The organism is Geodermatophilus africanus (assembly GCF_900107105.1).
GTDB lineage: Bacteria > Actinomycetota > Actinomycetes > Mycobacteriales > Geodermatophilaceae > Geodermatophilus > Geodermatophilus africanus.
This window is the reverse complement of the sequence record NZ_FNOT01000006.1, coordinates 279,542-296,063: the sequence shown is the minus strand read 5'-3', so window position 1 is coordinate 296,063 and position 16,522 is coordinate 279,542. Positions and strand designations below refer to the sequence as shown.

18 protein-coding genes are annotated in these 16,522 nt (G+C 76.0%); 13 read left to right on the top strand and 5 right to left on the bottom strand.

Annotation, left to right across the window (positions count from 1 at the left end):
* The first annotated feature begins 128 nt into the window (after positions 1-128).
* The 3 genes from BLW63_RS13830 (at position 129) to BLW63_RS13820 (ending at position 3,665) form a co-directional block, all read left to right on the top strand.
* Positions 129-1,073 carry an NAD-dependent epimerase/dehydratase family protein gene (locus BLW63_RS13830; protein ID WP_091157103.1) on the top strand — a complete coding sequence of 315 codons (945 nt, stop codon included), beginning with the start codon at positions 129-131 and terminating at the stop codon, positions 1,071-1,073.
* A gap of 370 nt (positions 1,074-1,443) precedes the next feature.
* Positions 1,444-1,977: a heme-binding beta-barrel domain-containing protein gene (locus BLW63_RS13825; RefSeq protein WP_091157099.1), complete on the top strand. Its 534-nt coding sequence runs from the start codon at positions 1,444-1,446 to the stop codon at positions 1,975-1,977.
* Positions 1,974-3,665 (top strand): DUF885 domain-containing protein, encoded by a 1,692-nt coding sequence (locus BLW63_RS13820; RefSeq protein ID WP_091157095.1) that lies wholly within the window; start codon positions 1,974-1,976, stop codon positions 3,663-3,665. Before BLW63_RS13825 ends, BLW63_RS13820 begins: the two co-directional genes overlap by 4 nt.
* A gap of 138 nt (positions 3,666-3,803) precedes the next feature.
* On the opposite strand, the gene BLW63_RS13815 is transcribed toward BLW63_RS13820, so the two are convergent.
* Positions 3,804-4,580: a hypothetical protein gene (locus BLW63_RS13815; RefSeq protein WP_244522561.1), complete on the bottom strand. Its 777-nt coding sequence runs from the start codon at positions 4,578-4,580 to the stop codon at positions 3,804-3,806.
* A gap of 244 nt (positions 4,581-4,824) precedes the next feature.
* Positions 4,825-6,210, bottom strand: a complete 1,386-nt coding sequence (gene nhaA / locus BLW63_RS13810; RefSeq protein ID WP_091157089.1) for a Na+/H+ antiporter NhaA — start codon at positions 6,208-6,210, stop codon at positions 4,825-4,827.
* 286 nt (positions 6,211-6,496) lie between these two features.
* Between nhaA and murD the strand changes: the two genes are divergently transcribed.
* The 10 genes from murD to BLW63_RS13765 all read left to right on the top strand — a co-directional run bounded on the left by murD (position 6,497) and on the right by BLW63_RS13765 (position 15,057).
* On the top strand, positions 6,497-7,825 hold the full coding sequence (gene murD, locus BLW63_RS13805; RefSeq protein ID WP_170856761.1) for a UDP-N-acetylmuramoyl-L-alanine--D-glutamate ligase: 1,329 nt from the start codon (positions 6,497-6,499) through the stop codon (positions 7,823-7,825).
* Positions 7,818-9,143 (top strand): MurL-like N-terminal domain-containing, encoded by a 1,326-nt coding sequence (locus tag BLW63_RS26820; protein ID WP_170856760.1) that lies wholly within the window; start codon positions 7,818-7,820, stop codon positions 9,141-9,143. Before murD ends, BLW63_RS26820 begins: the two co-directional genes overlap by 8 nt.
* Positions 9,140-10,027, top strand: coding sequence for a glutamate cyclase domain-containing protein (locus BLW63_RS26815; protein WP_170856759.1), 888 nt, complete (start codon positions 9,140-9,142; stop codon positions 10,025-10,027). The genes BLW63_RS26820 and BLW63_RS26815 overlap by 4 nt, the downstream gene beginning before the upstream one ends.
* Before the next feature lie 10 nt (positions 10,028-10,037).
* The gene (locus tag BLW63_RS13795; RefSeq protein WP_091157077.1) at positions 10,038-10,502 is read left to right on the top strand and encodes a Fur family transcriptional regulator; all 465 of its coding nucleotides are present in this window, start codon (positions 10,038-10,040) and stop codon (positions 10,500-10,502) included.
* Positions 10,502-11,608: a CAF17-like 4Fe-4S cluster assembly/insertion protein YgfZ gene (ygfZ, locus tag BLW63_RS13790; protein WP_091157074.1), complete on the top strand. Its 1,107-nt coding sequence runs from the start codon at positions 10,502-10,504 to the stop codon at positions 11,606-11,608. The genes BLW63_RS13795 and ygfZ overlap by 1 nt, the downstream gene beginning before the upstream one ends.
* 28 nt (positions 11,609-11,636) lie before the next feature.
* Positions 11,637-12,194, top strand: a complete 558-nt coding sequence (locus tag BLW63_RS13785) for an RsiG family protein (RefSeq protein ID WP_091157071.1) — start codon at positions 11,637-11,639, stop codon at positions 12,192-12,194.
* Between the two features lie 89 nt (positions 12,195-12,283).
* Positions 12,284-13,228, top strand: a complete 945-nt coding sequence (locus BLW63_RS13780) for an asparaginase (RefSeq protein ID WP_244522560.1) — start codon at positions 12,284-12,286, stop codon at positions 13,226-13,228.
* Positions 13,229-13,315: 87 nt separating this feature from the next.
* Positions 13,316-13,822, top strand: coding sequence for a helix-turn-helix domain-containing protein (locus BLW63_RS13775; protein WP_091157067.1), 507 nt, complete (start codon positions 13,316-13,318; stop codon positions 13,820-13,822).
* Positions 13,819-14,556, top strand: a complete 738-nt coding sequence (locus BLW63_RS13770; protein WP_091157064.1) for a hypothetical protein — start codon at positions 13,819-13,821, stop codon at positions 14,554-14,556. The genes BLW63_RS13775 and BLW63_RS13770 overlap by 4 nt, the downstream gene beginning before the upstream one ends.
* A gap of 213 nt (positions 14,557-14,769) precedes the next feature.
* Positions 14,770-15,057 (top strand): DUF2516 family protein, encoded by a 288-nt coding sequence (locus BLW63_RS13765; RefSeq protein ID WP_091157061.1) that lies wholly within the window; start codon positions 14,770-14,772, stop codon positions 15,055-15,057.
* Between the two features lie 13 nt (positions 15,058-15,070).
* Here the strand turns inward: BLW63_RS13765 and BLW63_RS13760 are convergent, their stop codons facing one another.
* The 3 genes from BLW63_RS13760 to BLW63_RS13750 all read right to left on the bottom strand — a co-directional run bounded on the left by BLW63_RS13760 (position 15,071) and on the right by BLW63_RS13750 (position 16,520).
* On the bottom strand, positions 15,071-15,277 hold the full coding sequence (locus BLW63_RS13760; RefSeq protein WP_091157057.1) for a PspC domain-containing protein: 207 nt from the start codon (positions 15,275-15,277) through the stop codon (positions 15,071-15,073).
* A gap of 55 nt (positions 15,278-15,332) precedes the next feature.
* Positions 15,333-16,196: a spermidine synthase gene (locus BLW63_RS13755; protein WP_091157055.1), complete on the bottom strand. Its 864-nt coding sequence runs from the start codon at positions 16,194-16,196 to the stop codon at positions 15,333-15,335.
* A 147-nt stretch (positions 16,197-16,343) separates the two neighbouring features.
* Positions 16,344-16,520 (bottom strand): DUF1059 domain-containing protein, encoded by a 177-nt coding sequence (locus BLW63_RS13750; RefSeq protein ID WP_091157053.1) that lies wholly within the window; start codon positions 16,518-16,520, stop codon positions 16,344-16,346.
* Between the last annotated feature and the right edge of the window lie 2 nt (positions 16,521-16,522).

Genomic DNA, 16,522 nt, shown 5'->3' with positions numbered 1-16,522 from the left:
CTTCCCATGGTGACGCGCTGAGAGCGGCGCACGCAACCAAGAGCACTGCTCTTGACGTCCACCGTGATGAGTGCGAGCGTCGTTCGCAACGAGAGCGGTGCTCTCGTCAACGACACCGAGGAGGCGTCATGGCACTGCACGTGGTCGTGGGCAAGGGACCGGTCGGGACGGCGACCGCCGAGCTGCTCGCCGCGCGGGGGCACCGGGTCCGGGTGCTGTCGCGCGGCGGCGGCACCTCGACGGGCGCCGTCGAGCACCGCCGGGTCGACGCGGCCGACGCCGCTGCGCTCACCGCCGCCGCACGCGGCGCGGCAGCGCTCTACAACGCGGTGAACCCGGCCTACCACCGCTGGGCCACCGACTGGCCGCCCGTCGCGGCGGCCCTGCTCACCACGGCCGAGCGGACCGGCGCGGTGCTCGTCACGATGTCCAACCTCTACGTCTACGGCGCCCCGACCGGCCCCATGCGACCCGACAGCCCGCTGACCGCCACCGACCTCAAGGGGCGGGTGCGGATCGCGATGTGGACCGACGCGCTGGCCGCGCACGAGGCCGGCCGGGTGCGGGTGACCGAGGCGCGTGCGGCGGACTTCGTCGGCCCGCAGGTGCCCGCGGCGCACTCCCACCTGGTGCGCCAGCTGCCCACGCTGCGCCGCGGCCGGACCGCGTGGGTGATCGGCGACCCCGACGTCCCGCGCAGCTGGGCCTACCTGCCCGACGTCGCGGCGACCCTGGCCGCCCTCGGCACCGACGAGCGGGCCCTCGGCCGGGCCTGGCACGTGCCGAGCGCGCCCCCGCGCTCGCAGCGGCAGGCGCTGACCGACCTGGCCGCGGCCCTGTCCTCCCCGGCCCACCCGGTGCCGCCGGCCCGGGTGCGCGGTGTCCCGTGGCCGGTGCTGCGCGCCGTGGGGCTCGTCTCGCCGATGGTGCGGGAGCTCGTCGACGTCCGGCACCAGTTCGAGGGCGAGTACGTCGTCGACGCGTCGGCGACGACCGCCACCCTCGGGCTCACCGCCACCGCCTGGGATGAGGTGGTGGCCGCGACGGCCGGGGCGGTGCCGGCGACCGCCTGAGGCGGACCCATCCTGCTCCGCACCGCTCGGTGACGGACCCGGTCCCCCTCACCCCTCGCGAGCTCGGGGCGAGCCTCCGGACGGGGGCTGCGGGACGCTGCAGGGTGGCCGTTCGGTCCGTCGCCGGGCTCGGGACGGTGCCCTGGACGGGGCCGTTCCAGCAGGACAGCAGGCGGTCCTACGGTGGGGCGCATGGTCTCTGCCTGGGTCCTCGTCGCCCTGTCGTCGCTCGCGGCGCTCGGCTGCGGGTACGGTGCCGCCCGACTCGCCCGCCGTCCGCGCGAGACGCGCAGATGAGCGAGCCTGCGAGCTCGTCCAGGTGCACAGCAGCCCCGCGGACGCGGCCGACGAGCGCCGGCGAGGAGGTCTCGTGAGCGGCGACACCGAGCTGCCGGTCGAGGACACCGTCGACGTCCGCTCCGGACCGGAGGTCTCCGAGGAGCTGCTCGCCGTGCTCCCGCTGCTGGGCGAGTGGCACGGCGAGGGGCAGGCCGCCGGGGCCGGGGGCGACCACCGCTTCGGGCAGTGGATCCGGTTCAGCCACGACGGCCGCGGCTTCCTCGCCTACGACTCCCGCACCTGGCGGCTCACCGACGACGGCCAGGTCGTCGGGCCGGCCGTCCGGGAGTCAGGCTTCTGGCGGCCCCGCGGCGGCGACGACGTCGAGCTGCTGGTGACCAGCCCCGACGGCCTGGTCGAGCTCTACGTCGGCCGGGCCCGGACGACGACCAGCTGGGAGCTGACCAGCGACGTCCTCGCCCGCACGCCGGACGCCCCCGAGGTGTCCCGCGCCGTGCGGCTCTACGGCATCGTCGAGGGTGCGCTCATGTACGCCATCGACCGCGCCACCGGCGAGGAACCGCTGCGGCCCACCATGTCCGCGCGCCTGGAGCGGCTCCGGTGAGCGACACGCCGAGACAGGCTGCCGACCGGTACGTCGACGCGGTCTGCGACCTGGACCCGATCGTCGCCACCTCGCTGGGCACCCGGCCCGGCGACGACCGGCTGCCCGACCCCAGCCCCGCGGGGCTCGAGGCGGAGGCGCAGCTGGCCCGCGACACGCTCGCCGAGCTGGACCGCGTGCTCGCCGCCGACCCGGCCCTGGCCGACGATCCGGTCGAGCGTCGCTGCGCCCGCCTGCTGCGCGAGCGGCTGGGCGCCGAGCTGGACGTGCACGAGGCCGGGGAGGGGCTGCGGGCGCTGTCCAACCTGTTCAGCCCGGTGCACTCCATCCGGCAGGTCTTCCTGCTCATGCCGACGGCGGCGGACGACGACTGGGCGGTCGTCGCCCGCCGGATGGCGCGGGTACCGGAGGCCTACCGGGGCTTCCGCACCTCGCTCGAGGAGGGCGCCCGCCGCGGCCTGCTCGTCGCACCGCGCCAGGTGTCGACCGTGGTGGAGCAGCTCGGCGAGTGGCTGGCCGGGCCGTTCTTCGGCGGGTTCGCCGCCGGCGGGCCGGACGCGATCCGCGGCGAGCTGGCCGCCGCCGCGCAGGCCGCCGACGGCGCGGTCGCCGAGGTGCGCGACTTCCTCCGCGACGTCTACCTGCCGCAGGCCGAGGGGACGCCGGACGCCGTCGGCCGCGACCGCTACGCGCTGGCCGCCCGCCGCTGGACCGGCTCGGACCTGGGCGCCGGCAACGGACTGGAGGAGGCCTACGCCTGGGGCTGGGCCGAGCACCGGCGGATCCTCGCCGAGCAGCGGACCGAGGCCGAGCGGGTGGTGCCCGGCGCGACCCCCATGGAGGCGATGCGCTGGCTCGACGTGCACGGCCCCGCCGTCGACGGCGTCGAGGCGATCCGCAAGCGGCTGCAGACGATGATGGACGACGCGATCGCGGCCCTCGACGGCGTCCACTTCGACCTCGCCGAGCCGGTCCGCCGGGTCGAGGCGATGATCGCGCCCCCGGGCAGCGCCGCCGCGCCGTACTACACGCGCCCCGCGCAGGACTTCTCCCGCCCGGGCCGCACCTGGCTCCCGACGCTCGGCCGGGAGCGCTTCCCGCTCTGGGACCTGACCTCGATCTGGTACCACGAGGGCGTCCCGGGTCACCACCTGCAGCTGGCGCAGTGGGCGTACGTGTCCGGGCAGCTGTCGACCTACCAGACGTCGCTGGGCTCGGTCGGGGCGAACGTCGAGGGCTGGGCGCTCTACGCCGAGCGGCTCATGGACGAGCTCGGCTACTTCACCGATCCCGGCACGCGGCTGGGCTTCCTCGACGCCCAGCAGCTGCGCGCGGTCCGGGTGGTCATCGACATCGGCGTGCACCTGGCGCTGCCCGTCCCGGACGACGCCGACGGTGCCCTCGCCGGGCACCGGGGGCGGCCGTGGACGCCGGAGCTCGCCCGGGCCTTCCTCGGAGAGCACAGCGGCGCCGCCCCGGCGTTCCTCGACAGCGAGCTGGTCCGCTACTTCGGGTTGCCCGGACAGGCGATCAGCTACAAGCTCGGGGAGCGTGCGTGGCTGGACGGCCGCGCGGCGGCCGAGCGGGCGCGCGGCACGGCGTTCGACGGCAGGGCGTGGCACATGGCCGCGCTGTCGCAGGGCTCGCTCGGGCTCGACGACCTGGCCGCGGAGCTCGCCCAGCTATAGCCGGCATCCCGTGGGGTCCGGCCCCGTCTTCGGCCCCCTGCAGGGACCCACCACCGGCCCCGTCCCGGGTCCCGCCCCGAGCGGAGCGAGGGGTGGGGAGGACGGGGTCCTTCGACGGTGGGGGGCAAGAGGGTCCTGTCAGAAGCGCGTCGGGGCGGGGTTGACCGGGTCGGTGTCGTAGCCGACCGGGTCCTCGGGAGCGGCCGGGTAGACCTCGAGCAGGGAGCCCAGGAGGGCGTCGACCGCGCCGACCGGCCCGCCGACGTAGGTGCTCATCAGGGTGGGGTCGGTGGCGACGAACCAGGCGCGGTCGACCGGCCACCACACGGCTGCGCTCTGCTCCTGCGGCTCGGGGGCGAAGTTGGCCGAGGCCAGGGTCACCGGCCCGGGGCGCAGCAGGACGTCGCACATGGGCAGCGTCAGGCGCGGCCGGCAGTCCGGTCCGTCGTGGCACCAGCCGAACCAGCACTCCTGCGGCGTGGCCGTCCACCCGGCGAGCAGGCCGGCCAGCGTGGCGGCCACGGGAGCCGGCAGATGGCCCTCGGCGGGGCTGTCGTTCCAGACGCCGGGCTGGTCCTCCTCGGCGACGTGCTCCCAGGAGCCGGTGAGGGCCGGCCACTGCATCAGCCGGTGCGCCGTGGTGCCGTTGTACGCGGCGACCTCGTCCCAGCGGACGTCGACGTCGGCGTCGCCGGCGTAGCGCACGGCCGGGTGCAGGACCCGGGCGTAGGCCGCGAAGGTGGGGGGCACGAGGGAGCCGACGGTGCGGCCGGGCCGGAGGGCGGCGGCGACCCAGGCGCCGGGGGAGTCCCCGGTGCCGGCGGCGCGGCCGGTCGACAGCGCGGGCCTCCCCGGAGAACGGACAACCCCCGGGCTGCTCCGCGGCGCCCAGCCCTCCGGGGAGGGGAGCAGCACGCGGGCCGGCTGGACAAATGCCGGCGGCCCGGGGGTCGGGTGACTGTCCGGTTCTCGCTCGCCGCCGTACGACGGACGGGCGATCTGCCGTCGCTCAGACTGTCGTCTGAACGGGCGGCCCATCTGGACGGCGGCTAGCGGACAGCCACCTCACGAGTCCGATAAGCATGCAAGTTACGGACCACCTCCTCTCTCGTGTACCCCGACGGTACGTCCCATCCGAGGGGCGGTGCAACGCAGAAATTCAGCCCTCGGTGGAACCGCCGGCGGTGCGTCCGGGCGGGGGTCGGCCGTCCCGGTCCAGACGGTGCTCGGCGCGGTCGTCGACCGTCTCGCGCTGGTACACGTCCGGGATGCCGTCGCGGTCGAAGTCGGCCCGCTCGTCCTCGTAGATCCGCTTGTAGCGGCGGTTGCGCAGCCGTAGCACGACCGTCGCCACCAGCGCGGCCAGCAGGGTGCCCAACAGGATGCCGACCTTCGCGTGGTCGTAGGTCGGCGTGCCCAGGCCGAACGCCAGCTCGGTGATGAGCAGGGAGACGGTGAAGCCGATCCCGCCGAGCAGCGCCAGGCCGACCACGTCGGGCCAGCCGAGGTGCTCGTCCAGCTGGGCGCGGGTGAAGCGCGACACCAGCCAGGTGGCCCCGGTGATGCCGATCGCCTTGCCCACCACGAGCCCGACGGCGATGCCGACGGCAACGCTGTCGGTGACCGACTCGGTGAGGCCCGAGAGCCCCCCGACCGCGACGCCGGCCGAGAAGAAGGCGAACACGGGGACGGCGATGCCGGCCGAGATCGGCCGGAACCGGTGCTCGAAGTGCTCCGCGAGTCCGGGACCGGCGTCCGGGCCGCCGGCGGCCTGGCTGCGCACCACCGGGACGGTGAACGCCAGCAGCACGCCGGCGACCGTCGCGTGGACGCCGGACTCGTGCATGAAGACCCACGTCAGCGCAGCGAGCGGGAGCAGCAGCCACCACGATCGGACCCGTCGCTGCACCAGGAGGCCGAAGACCGCCAGCGGGGCCAGCGAGAGCAGCAGGGACCCCGCGGAGAAGTCGTCGGTGTAGAAAATCGCGATCACCACGATCGCCAGCAGGTCGTCGACGACGGCGAGAGTGAGCAGGAAGGTGCGCAGCGCGCTCGGCAGGTGGGTGCTGATCACCGCCAGGACGGCGAGCGCGAAGGCGATGTCGGTCGCCGACGGGATGGCCCAGCCGCGCAGCGCGTCGTCATTCCGGCCGAGGTTGACCAGCACGAACAGCAGGGCCGGCACCGCCATGCCACCGACGGCGGCGGCGATCGGCAGCGCGGCGCGGCGCGGCTCGCGCAGGTCGCCGGCGACGAACTCGCGCTTGAGCTCCAGCCCGGCGACGAAGAAGAAGATCGCGAGCAGCCCGTCGGCCGCCCAGGTGCCCAGCGACAGATCGAGGTGCAGCGACGCGGGCCCGACCCGCGTGTCCCGCAGGGTCTCGTACGCGGCGCCCCACGGGGAGTTGGCCCACACCAGCGCGATCGCCGCGGCGACGAGCAACAGGGCGCCGCCGACGGTCTCCTTGCGCAGGATGTCGGCGATCCGGCTCGTCTCGGCCCAGGAACCCCGGCCGAACAGGCGGGCGGTCGAGGTAGAGGGCATGCGTGGCTCCCGGAGACGGGGTCGGCGAAGACGTTGCCGACCAGACTTCCCGGCGCACCTGTCAGCGACCCTACAAGGACCCCGTCCTCCCCACCGTGAAAGGACCTCGTCCTCCCCACCCTTCGCAGGCTCAGGGTGGGACCCGGGACGAGGCCTGCGGCGAGCCTCTGGACGGGGCCACCCTGCTCCCCACCACTCGCAAGCTCGCGGCGGGACCCTGCAGGGCGCCAGCTCCTACAGTGGGCGCCGTGACCCACCGCGCTGCACCGCCGTCCCGGGACGGCCGGTGAGGCTCGCCGACCTGGCCGGGCGCCGGGTCGGCGTCTGGGGTCACGGGCGCGAGGGGCGGGCCGCGGTGCGCGCCGCGCTGACCGCCGGCGCCGCGGGCGTCCTGGTCGTCGACGCCGTCCCGCCGGTGGACCTGCCGCCGGGCGTGCGGGCCGGTGCCGACGTCGCCGAGCTGGCGGGCTGCGACGTGGTGTTCCGCTCGCCGGGCATCAGCCCCTACCGCGAGGACGCCCGCGCGCTGGCCGCCCGGACCACCCTCGCCTCCGGCACCGGCGTCGCCCTGGCCGAGTTCGCCGCCCGCGACGTCCCGACGCTCTGCGTCACCGGCACCAAGGGCAAGAGCACGACCAGCGCGCTGGCCGCCACCGTGCTCACCGCCGCCGGTCGTCCGGCGGTGCACGCCGGCAACATCGGCACCCCGCTGCTCGACGTCCTCCTCGACGACGCCGTCGGGGACGGGACGTCGCTGGTCGTCGAGGTCTCCAGCTACCAGGCGGCCGCGGTCGAGGGCTGGTCCGGCTGGGGCGCGGTGACCTCGCTGGCCCCCGAGCACCTGGACTGGCACGGCGACGTCGCCACGTACTACCGCGACAAGCTGCACGTCTTCGCCGGCTGCGGGCCGGCCTCGGTGGTGGCCAGCCCCCAGGCGCGGCCGCTGGCCGAGCAGCACCTCGACCCGACCGTGCTGGTCGACCCGGCCGAGTTCGTCCCCGCGGTGCGGCTGGCGGGTTTCCCGCTCGAGCGCCTCGCGGGCGTGCACAACGTCGCCAACCTGCACGTCGCGCTGGCCGCCTGCGTCCGGATGGGCGCCGACCTGGACGGGGCGGCCGAGGCCGTCCGCACCGCCGTCGCCGGCTTCCGGGCCTTGCCGCACCGGCTCTCGCCGGTGGCCACGCGGGACGGCGTCACGTTCGTCGACGACACGCTGAGCACCACCCCGGTGTCGGTGCGCGCCGCGATCGACGCCTTCGCGGAGCAGCCGGTCACGCTCATCGCCGGCGGGCAGGACCGCGGGCTGGACTACACCGACCTGGCCGCGGCGGTCGTCGCCCGCGGCGGGACGGTGCGGGTGCTCACGATCCCGGACACCGGCACCCGGTTCGCCGCCAACATCCGCGCGGCCGCGGCCGCCGCCGGCGCCGAGCCGCCGGTCGCCGAGACCGCCTCCCTGGCCGACGCCGTCGCCGAGGCGCTGCGCACCGCCCGCCCGGGCGGCCTGGTGCTGCTCTCGCCGGGCGCACCCAGCTACAACCGCTTCCGCAACTACGAGGAGTTGGCACGGACCTATGAGCAGATCCTCCTCGACGCCGGAGCCCAGCGTGTCTGAGCAGGACGCCTTCGTCGTCGCCGGCCGCTCGCTCGACCCCGCCACCGGCGAGGCCGCCTTCACCTACCGGCTGGCCGGCGACGAGTTCACCGAGCGGCTCACCCTGGACACGGACCTGCTCGGCGGTGCCGACCCGGCGCGGGTGGACGTGGCGCTCGACCTGGTCCACCTCGTCATGGGCACCAGCTACTACAAGCTGCGCGCGCCCGGCCGGGTCGTCGTGGAGGGGCCGGTCACGAAGGCGCAGGCCGCCGTCGCCGAGGCCGCGTACACGCACGGGCTGGGCGAGTTCGCCGCGGTCAACCGGCTGCCGGTGCCGCATGTGGTCGCCTTCGACCTGGAGCTGACCGACGAGCTCCCCGCGCCGGCGGATGGCGGCGGGCGCGAGGCGCTGCTGCCGGTCGGCGGCGGCAAGGACTCCGCCCTGGCGCTCGTCGTCGTCACCCCGGCCACCGCGCTCGCGGTCAACCCGACCGACGCCCAGCGCGACGTGGCGCGCGCCGCGGGGGTGCCGCTGATCGGCGTCCGGCGCCGGCTGGACCCGCTGCTGGGCGAGCGCACCAGGGCCGGGGGCCGGAACGGGCACGTGCCGGTCACCGCGATCAACTCGGCGATCTCGACGCTGGTCGCCGTCCTCGGCGGGTTCGACCCGGTGGTGTTCGCCAACGAGCGCTCGGCCGACGAGGAGACGCTGACGGTCAACGGCGCCCGGGTGAACCACCAGTACTCGAAGTCCTACGAATTCGAGCGGCTCTTCGCCGCGGCCGCCGCCGAGGTGGGCGTCGGCTACTTCAGCCTCACCCGGCAGCTCTCGGAGCTGGCCACGGTGGCTGCGGTCGCGAACCTGCCGGACCTGCGCGGCGAGATCCTCAGCTGCAACCGCAGCTACACGCAGGCGCACATGGGCGGCGAGGCCACCCAGCGCTGGTGCCTGCACTGCGACAAGTGCCTGTTCACCTTCCTCTGCTTCGCGGTCTTCCTGACCCCGCAGGAGGCGCAGGAGGTGTTCGGCGGCGACCCGCTCACGGACCTCTCCCTCGTCGACGGTTTCCGGCGGCTGTGGGCCACCGAGAAGCCGTTCGACTGCGTGGGGGAGCGGGCCGAGAGCGCCGCCGCGATGGCCCACCTGGCGCGGAGCACCGCCTGGGGTGGGCACACCGTCGTCCGGGCGCTGGGGGAGGAGGCGGCGTCCTTCGCCCGAGTCACCGGCGCCACGGTCGAGGGCTTCCTGCCGCCGCGCGGCGAGCACTCGGTGCCCGACCGCTACCTGGCCTCGCTGCAGCGGGTGCTCGCGGAGGCCCGCCCGCCGGTGCGGTGAGCGGCCCGCTCGCCGACCTCGAACGGGCGCTGCTGCGCCCCGGCGCCCGTGACGTCACCGGGCTGGCCGCCGCCGTCACCGGGCAGTTCACCCGGCTGGCCGGGGAGCTCGCCGCCGCGGGGCGCGCGGGGCGCCGGGTCGGCCTGGTCACCGGCGTGCACATCGCCTGGGCCCCGGCGCCGGCGGCCGAGACCGACGGGCCCGTGGGCACCGCCGTTCTCGCCGCCGCGCTGGCGGTGCTCGGCGCGGAGCCGGTGGTGCTCACCGACGAGCCGTGCGCGCAGGTGACCGGCGCCTGCCTGGAGGTGCTCGGCGCCGGGCGCCCGGAGGTGCTGCCGGTGGCCGCGGACGAGGCGGCGGTGCGGGCGTGCGTCGCCGGCCTCGGGCTCTCCCACCTGGTCGCGGTCGAGCGGCTGGGGCCGGCGGTGGACGGCCGGGTGCGCACCATGCGGGGGTTCGACGTCACGGACTCGACCGCGCCGCTGCACGCGGCCTTCACGCTGCCCGGCCTGGTCACCGGGGCCGTGGGCGACGGCGGCAACGAGATCGGCATGGGCAACGTGCCGGCCGACGTCGTCGCCGCCTGCGTCGCGCACGGGGACCGGATCGCCTGCCGGGTGCCCGTGGACGCCCTCGTCGTCGCGGGCACGTCCAACTGGGGCTGCTCCGGGCTGGTCGCCGCGCTCGCCCGGCTGGTCCTCGGGCGGCGCGACGCCCTCGCCGAACTGCTCGAGCCGCAGGTCGACGCCCGGCTGCTCGACGCCGCCACCGCGGCCGGCGCGATCGACGGCGTCACCGGGGTCCCGGGGCGCAGCGTGGACGGCGTCCCGGTGGCCGGGTACGCCGACCTGCTGGCCGATCTCAGGGCGCGGGCGGCGGCCTAGGCTCGACGGCGTGCCGCACCCGCACCCGCCCTCCGACGCCGCGCCGCTGGCCGAGCGGCTGCGTGCCCGCGGGCTGCGGCTGACCACCCAGCGCCAGCGGGTGCTCGCCGCGGTCGCCGCCCTGGAGCACGCCACCCCGGAGGAGATCGCCAGCCAGCTGCGCGAGGAGGCCGGTCCGGGCGGCGCGGCCCCGGATACCTCGACCGTCTACCGCAACCTCGAGCTGCTCGAGCGGCTCGGGCTGGTGTGGCACACCCACCTCGGCAAGGGTGCGCCGGTCTACCACGCCGCCGAGCACCCGCACCTGCACGTCGTGTGCGCCGGCTGCGGCGAGATCTCCTCGGTCGACCCCGCCCTGCTCGACGGCGCCGCGGAACGTCTGGCGGCCGACCTCGGTTTCCAGCTGGACGTGGGGCACGTCGCGCTGTCGGGGACGTGCCGCGCGTGCCGCGAACGAGCCGGATCGGAGTCCTGATGTCCACCCCCAGCCCCCTGCTCGCCCGCCCCGGCGCCGTCCCGGTGGAGGAGGGGTCCGTCCCCGCGCACTACGGCAGCCCGCTGCGCGAGCAGCGCGAGCTCGCCGAGGGCGCCGGCCTGGTGGACCGCAGCGACCGCGACGTGCTGGTCGTCCCCGGTGCCGACCGGCTGACCTGGCTGCACAGCCTGCTCACCCAGCACCTCGAGCAGCTCGGCGACGGCACGGGTGCAGAGGCCCTCGAGCTCTCCCCGAACGGCCACGTCGAGCACCACCTCGTCCTCGCCGAGCTGGCCGGCACCACGTGGGTGGACGTCGAGCCGGGCACCGGCCCGGCGTTGCAGGTGTACCTGGAGCGGATGCGCTTCATGTTGCGCGTCGAGCCGGCGCTGGTCACCGACGCCTGGGCGCTGCTGTCGCTGGTCGGCCCGCGCGGCGACGCGGTGCTCGCCGCCGCAGGCGTGCCGGTGCCCGACGGGCCGTACGCGGTGCTCGCCCTGGACGGCGGCGGGTGGGTGCGCCGGATGCCACCGGTCGGGGACGGTGCGCCCGTCGTCGACCTGCTGGTGCCCCGCGGCGAGCTGGCCGCTCGCGCTGACGCGCTGCTGGCCGCCGGCGCCGCGACCGCCGGGGTGGACGCCCACGAGGCGCTGCGGGTCGAGGCCCGCCGTCCGCGGCTGGGGGTCGACACCGACCACCGCACCATCCCCAACGAGACCGGTTGGCTGGCCAGCGCCGTCCACCTGGCCAAGGGCTGCTACCGCGGGCAGGAAACCGTGGCCCGGGTGCACAACCTCGGCCGCCCGCCGCGGCGGCTGGTGCTGCTGCACCTCGACGGGCTGGCCGAGCAGCTGCCGGAGGCCGGGACGCCGGTGCAGCTCGGCGCGCGCGACGTCGGCCGGGTCGGTTCCGTCGTCCGCCACCACGAGCTCGGCGTCGTCGCGCTGGCGCTGGTGAAGCAGTCGGTCGCGATGGACGCCGAGCTGACCGTGGCCGGCGCCCGGGCCGCGATCGACCCCGACGACGCGCCGGCCACGGTCGACGACACGGTCGCTGCGGCGCGGGAACGGGTCCAGGCCGTGCGATCTGGGACCATCCCCCGGTGACCGCTCGACCCTGCGGAGAGGCCCGACCGTGACCCCCGAACCGACCCGCGCCGGCGGTCCCGCCGTCGATGCGCTGCTCGACCCCGGCTTCCTCGAGGCCGCCGTGCAGCGGCCGATGGCCGACGTCCGGCGGCTGCGCCGCCAGGCCGAGCAGGAGGAGGTCAACCTCTCCTACACCCGCCGGCTGCTGCAGGGCCGGCTGGACATCGTGCGCCGCGAGCTGCAGCGCCGCGCCGAGCACGACGGCCGTTCGCTCGTCGACCTGCTGCCGGAGATCCTCTCCGAGAAGGGTCGCGGTCCGGCCCACGGCCTGGGCCGCCACCAGACGGTGCAGCCGGCCGCGCCCGAGGAGTACGAGACCTGGGTCAAGTCGCTGACCCGCGGGGTGGACCTGTCCGCGGTCCCCGAGCTGTCCGACGCCGAGCTGGAGCGGGCCGCCCGAGCGCTGGCCGCGGCCGAGGGGTCGCTGTCGGAGCGGCGCCGCGGCGTGCAGCAGGCCATGGACGGGCTGGCCGCCGAGCTCGGCCGCCGGTACCGCAACGGCGAGGCCGACGTCGCGGCGCTGCTCGCCGACGAGGGCCGGTGACGGACCACCCTCCCCCCCATGCCTCGCAGGCTCGGCGCGGGACCCTGGAGGGTGGCCGTTCCAGTGCGTCACCGTGGCCGGAGAACCCGGTGCTGGTCGAGGTGTGGCGCTCGGGCTTCCTGGAGTCGGTGCACCGCGGCGCCCTGGTCGTCGTCGGTCCGGACGGCGGGGTGCTGCAGGCCGTGGGGGACGTCGAGCGGCCGGTGCTGCCGCGCTCGGCGAACAAGCCGGTGCAGGCGACCGCCCTGCTGGCCGCCGGGTGGGCGCCGCGCACGGGGGAGGAGCTGGCCATCGGTGCCGGCTCGCACTCCGGCGAGGACGGCCACCGCGAGCTGGTCGCCGGCATGCTCGCCGCCGCCGGCCTCTCACCCGACGACCTCGGCTGCCCGCCGGCGCTGCCGATCCACGACTCCACCTTCGCGACCTGGCTGGCCGCCGGCCGGGAGCCGGAGCGGCTGGCGATGAACTGCTCGGGCAAGCACGCGGCGATGCTCTCGGCGTGTGTCGCCGCCGGCTGGCCCACCGACGGCTACCTCGAGCGCGAGCACCCGCTGCAGCAGGCGATCGAGGCGCGGCTCGGGGAGGCCGCGGGCACGCCGGTCGCCGCCGTCGTCGTCGACGGCTGCGGCGCCCCGCAGCACGGGCTGCCGCTGACCGGCCTGGCCCGGGGCGTCGCCTCCCTGGTCGAGGCGGCGGCCGGCACGACCGAGCGGTCGGTCGCCGACGCCATGCGGGCGCACCCCTGGTTCGTCGCAGGGACCGGCCGGGACGACACCGAGCTGATGCAGGCCGTCGACGGCCTGCTGGCCAAGGGCGGCGCGGACGGCGTGCACGTGGCGGCGCTGCCCGGTCGCGGCGCGGTCGCCCTCAAGCTCGACGACGGCGGGGACCGCGGCCGCGCACCCGCCCTGTGCGCCGGGCTGCGCCGGCTCGGCGTCCCCGCCGGGCAGCTGGCCCCCTGGTCGCAGCCGCCCGTCCCTGGTGGGGACGGCGTGGTCGGCGAGGTCCGGGCCGCCGCGGCGCTGACCGGCTGACGGCGACACGCCGGGTGTGAGGCGTCTCACGCCCAGGTGCTAGCTCTACCGCTTGCAAGAGCTAGCACTCGAGCCTAGCGTGAGAGCGTGCAGATCCCCGGCGAATTCGTCCGCGAGCAGGTGACCAGCGTCCGCGAGAAGGTGGACCAGCTCGCGGGCAGCGTCGCGGAGACCGTCGCCGCCGAGCGCTCCAAGGTCTCGGCGACCGGGTCCCAGGTCGGGGATTTCATCCGGGAGCAGCGCAACGCCGCCCGTGTGTCCCTCCGGGAGCTCGCCCGCGTGGCCGGCGTGAGCAATCCGTACCTGTCCCAGGTGGAACGGGGACTGCGCAAGCCGTCCGCGGAGATCCTGGCCTCGATCGCGAGAGGCCTGAAGATCTCGGCAGAGACGCTGTACGAGCAGGCCGGCATCCTCGACCGCCGCACCGGCAACCCGGACACCGTGGCGGCTATCCGCGCCGACCCGTCGCTGTCCGAGCGCCACAAGGCGGTCCTGCTCGAGCTCTACGAGACCTACGTCCGAGAGCACGTCGCGAGCGACCCGGCCGCACCGAAGACCCCCACCCCGCCCCGCCCCACGAAGGAGTCGGCATGACCGCCACCGACACGTTGAAGAAGTACGGCGAGACCGTCGCCGTCCAGAACAAGCAGGTCCTGCTGGCCGCCGTCGGCGCCGGTGACCTGGCCGTCGAGCGCGCCCGCGCCGTGGTCGGCACGCTGCGCTCGCGCGCCGAGGCGCTGCCCGGTGAGGCCCAGGTGCAGGTCGACCTCGCCGCCAAGGAGGCCCGCACCCGCGCCGAGGAGGCCGTCCGGACCGCGCGCACGTCGGCCCAGCACGTCGCCTCCGCCGTCCGCCCCGACGCCGTGGTGAGCACGGTGGCCGGCCTGGTGAGCACCGCCCGCACGCAGACGGTCGCCACCATCGAGACCCTCGCCGTCCGCGGCGCCGAGGTCGTCGAGGAGCTGCGTCGCCAGCCCGCCGTCCGCAAGGTCGTCTTCCGCGCCGAGCGTGCGGTGGACGCGGTCGAGGACGCCCTCGAGGAGGTGCTCGAGGAGACGGCCGAGACCGTCGCCGAGGCGTCCAACGAGGTCACCTCGATCGCGCAGAAGACCGCGGCGAAGGCCGAGAAGGCCATCGACTCCGCCGAGGAGGCCACGCACGAGGTCGCCGAGTCGGCGAAGGCCACCCTGGAGTCGGCCGAGCAGCCCGAGGCCCCGAAGCCGGCCCGCAAGCGCGCCCCGGCCAAGACGACCTCCGCGGCGCGGAAGTCGGCTCCGGCCGGCACCTCCGCCCGGGTCACCCGCGCGCGCACCGCCAAGCGCGACTGAGGAAGGACCCCCGTCCTCCCCACCCTCGGCAGGCTCGGGGTGGGCCCCTGGACGGGGGCCGTTCCAGCACGTCACCAGGCCTCGCAGGGAGGCCGCCCGGTCCCAGGGCCCCGGAGCCGCACACCGCGCTCCGGGGCCCTGCCGCGTCCGGACTCCCCCTGGAGGGGTCGTCGCACCGCGGCCGGACGCCGCCCGGCGGGTACCCTGCCGGGCATGCTGAGCTTCCAGGGTCTCGTCTACGACGTGCTCTTCTTCGCGGCTCTGGCAGTCACCGCGTGGGCTCTCGTCGACGCGCTGCTCCGGCCGGGGGCCGGCTACGTCGCGGCGGGCAAGCTGACCAAGCCCGGCTGGGCGGCCATCCTCGGCCTGTCGCTGCTGGTCGTCCTGCTGATGGGCCCGATGAGCTTCCTCGGACTCCCGGCCGTGATCGCCACCATCGTCTACCTCGTCGACGTCCGGCCCGCCGTCCGTGGGCTGAGCAGGGGTGGCAGCAACTGGTGAGCCGCCCCGGCGGTCACCGGCCCCGGGTGTCCGCCGGGATCACGATCCACAGCAGCAGGTATGCGACGACCTGCGGGCCGGGCAGGATGCACGAGAGCACGAACGCCAGGCGCAGGCCGCTCCGCGAGATGCCGTAGCGCCGGGCGATCCCCGCACAGACGCCCGCGACCACCCGGTGGCTCGTGTCGCGACGGAGCGGGAGGCGGGCGGGCGAGGTCATGCCCCGACCCTACGGCCGGGACCGGGCTGGTGGGGGCTCTCCGCGGTGCCGCCGCTCAGCGGGTAAAGACGCCCTCGGGGGGCTCGGGCGAGGCGACCGCGTCGGCGTCGTGCACCGGCCGGGCCCGGCCGGCGAAGCGGTCCAGGTCGGCACCCTCGACCACCCGGCTCGGCATCGGGTCGGCGGCGCAGCGGCGGACCAGCGCCGATACCGGCAGCTCGGCGTCCGAGGCCACCGCCACGAGGTTGCCGAACCGGCGGCCGCGCAGCGTGCCGGGCTCGGCCAGCAGGCAGACGTGCGGGAAGACCGCGCGCAGCGTGGCCACCTGGGTCCGGGCGAAGCGCAGCGGCGGGCCGTCGGCGACGTTCACGACGAGCGAGCCGCCGGGGCGCAGCACCCGGTGCGCCTGCTGCGCGTACTCGACGCTGGTCAGGTGCGCCGGCGTGCGCGCGCCGGCGAAGACGTCGCTGACCACGACGTCGGCGCTCGCGGACGGCAGGGCCGCCAGGCCCTGGCGCGCATCGGCGGCCCGCACCCGGACGCGGGCGTCCCGCGGCAGGGGCAGGTGGGCGCGGACCAGCTCGGTGAGCGGCCGGTCGAGCTCGACCACCCGCTGCCGCGACCCGGGGCGGGTCGCGGCGACGTAGCGCGGCAGGGTCAGCGCACCGCCACCCAGGTGGACGACGTCGATCGGCCGGCCCTTCCCGGCGGCGAGGTCGAGCACGTGGCCCATCCGGCGCACGTACTCGAACTCCAGGTGGGTGGGGTCCTCGAGGTCGACGTGCGACTGCGGCGTCCCGTCGACCAGCAGGACCCACGAGCCGTCGCGGTCGGCGTCCCCGAGCAGCTCGGCGGTGCCGCCGTCGACGGGTACGGGACCGGGCGGGACGACGGGTCCGGCCTGCGTGCGACGCCTCATCGGCAGCCATCGTGCCCGGCACGCTCAGGTGACCCGGAGGCAGGTCGGCGCGGTGACGAGCGGGATCGAGGTCGGCCAGGTCGCGCCCGGGGGAGTGGTGGACCCGGCGCCGGACCTGCCAGACAGCGGCAGGCCCGGTACGCCCCGTCAGTCGTCGCTGCGGATGCGCTGCCGGACCTGGTCCACGAGGTGCCGGGGGATCTCGGTGAAGCCGTGCTCGGCGCGGGCGTGCTCGGCGACGGCGGCCAGGACCTCCTCGTCGGTGGGCGCGACGAAGGTGCGGGTGCACGTGGGCACGACGTCACCACACGAGAACTGCTTCACGA

What these genes read in the sequence shown, in the direction of transcription:
- BLW63_RS13765 (WP_091157061.1), top strand. Translation starts at nt 14,770, where the DNA reads ATGCTGAGCTTCCAGGGTCTCGTCTACGACGTGCTCTTCTTCGCGGCT.
- BLW63_RS13760 (WP_091157057.1), bottom strand. Translation starts at nt 15,277, where the DNA reads ATGACCTCGCCCGCCCGCCTCCCGCTCCGTCGCGACACGAGCCACCGG.
- BLW63_RS13830 (WP_091157103.1), top strand. Translation starts at nt 129, where the DNA reads ATGGCACTGCACGTGGTCGTGGGCAAGGGACCGGTCGGGACGGCGACC.
- BLW63_RS13755 (WP_091157055.1), bottom strand. Translation starts at nt 16,196, where the DNA reads ATGAGGCGTCGCACGCAGGCCGGACCCGTCGTCCCGCCCGGTCCCGTA.
- BLW63_RS13770 (WP_091157064.1), top strand. Translation starts at nt 13,819, where the DNA reads ATGACCGCCACCGACACGTTGAAGAAGTACGGCGAGACCGTCGCCGTC.
- ygfZ (WP_091157074.1), top strand. Translation starts at nt 10,502, where the DNA reads ATGTCCACCCCCAGCCCCCTGCTCGCCCGCCCCGGCGCCGTCCCGGTG.
- nhaA (WP_091157089.1), bottom strand. Translation starts at nt 6,210, where the DNA reads ATGCCCTCTACCTCGACCGCCCGCCTGTTCGGCCGGGGTTCCTGGGCC.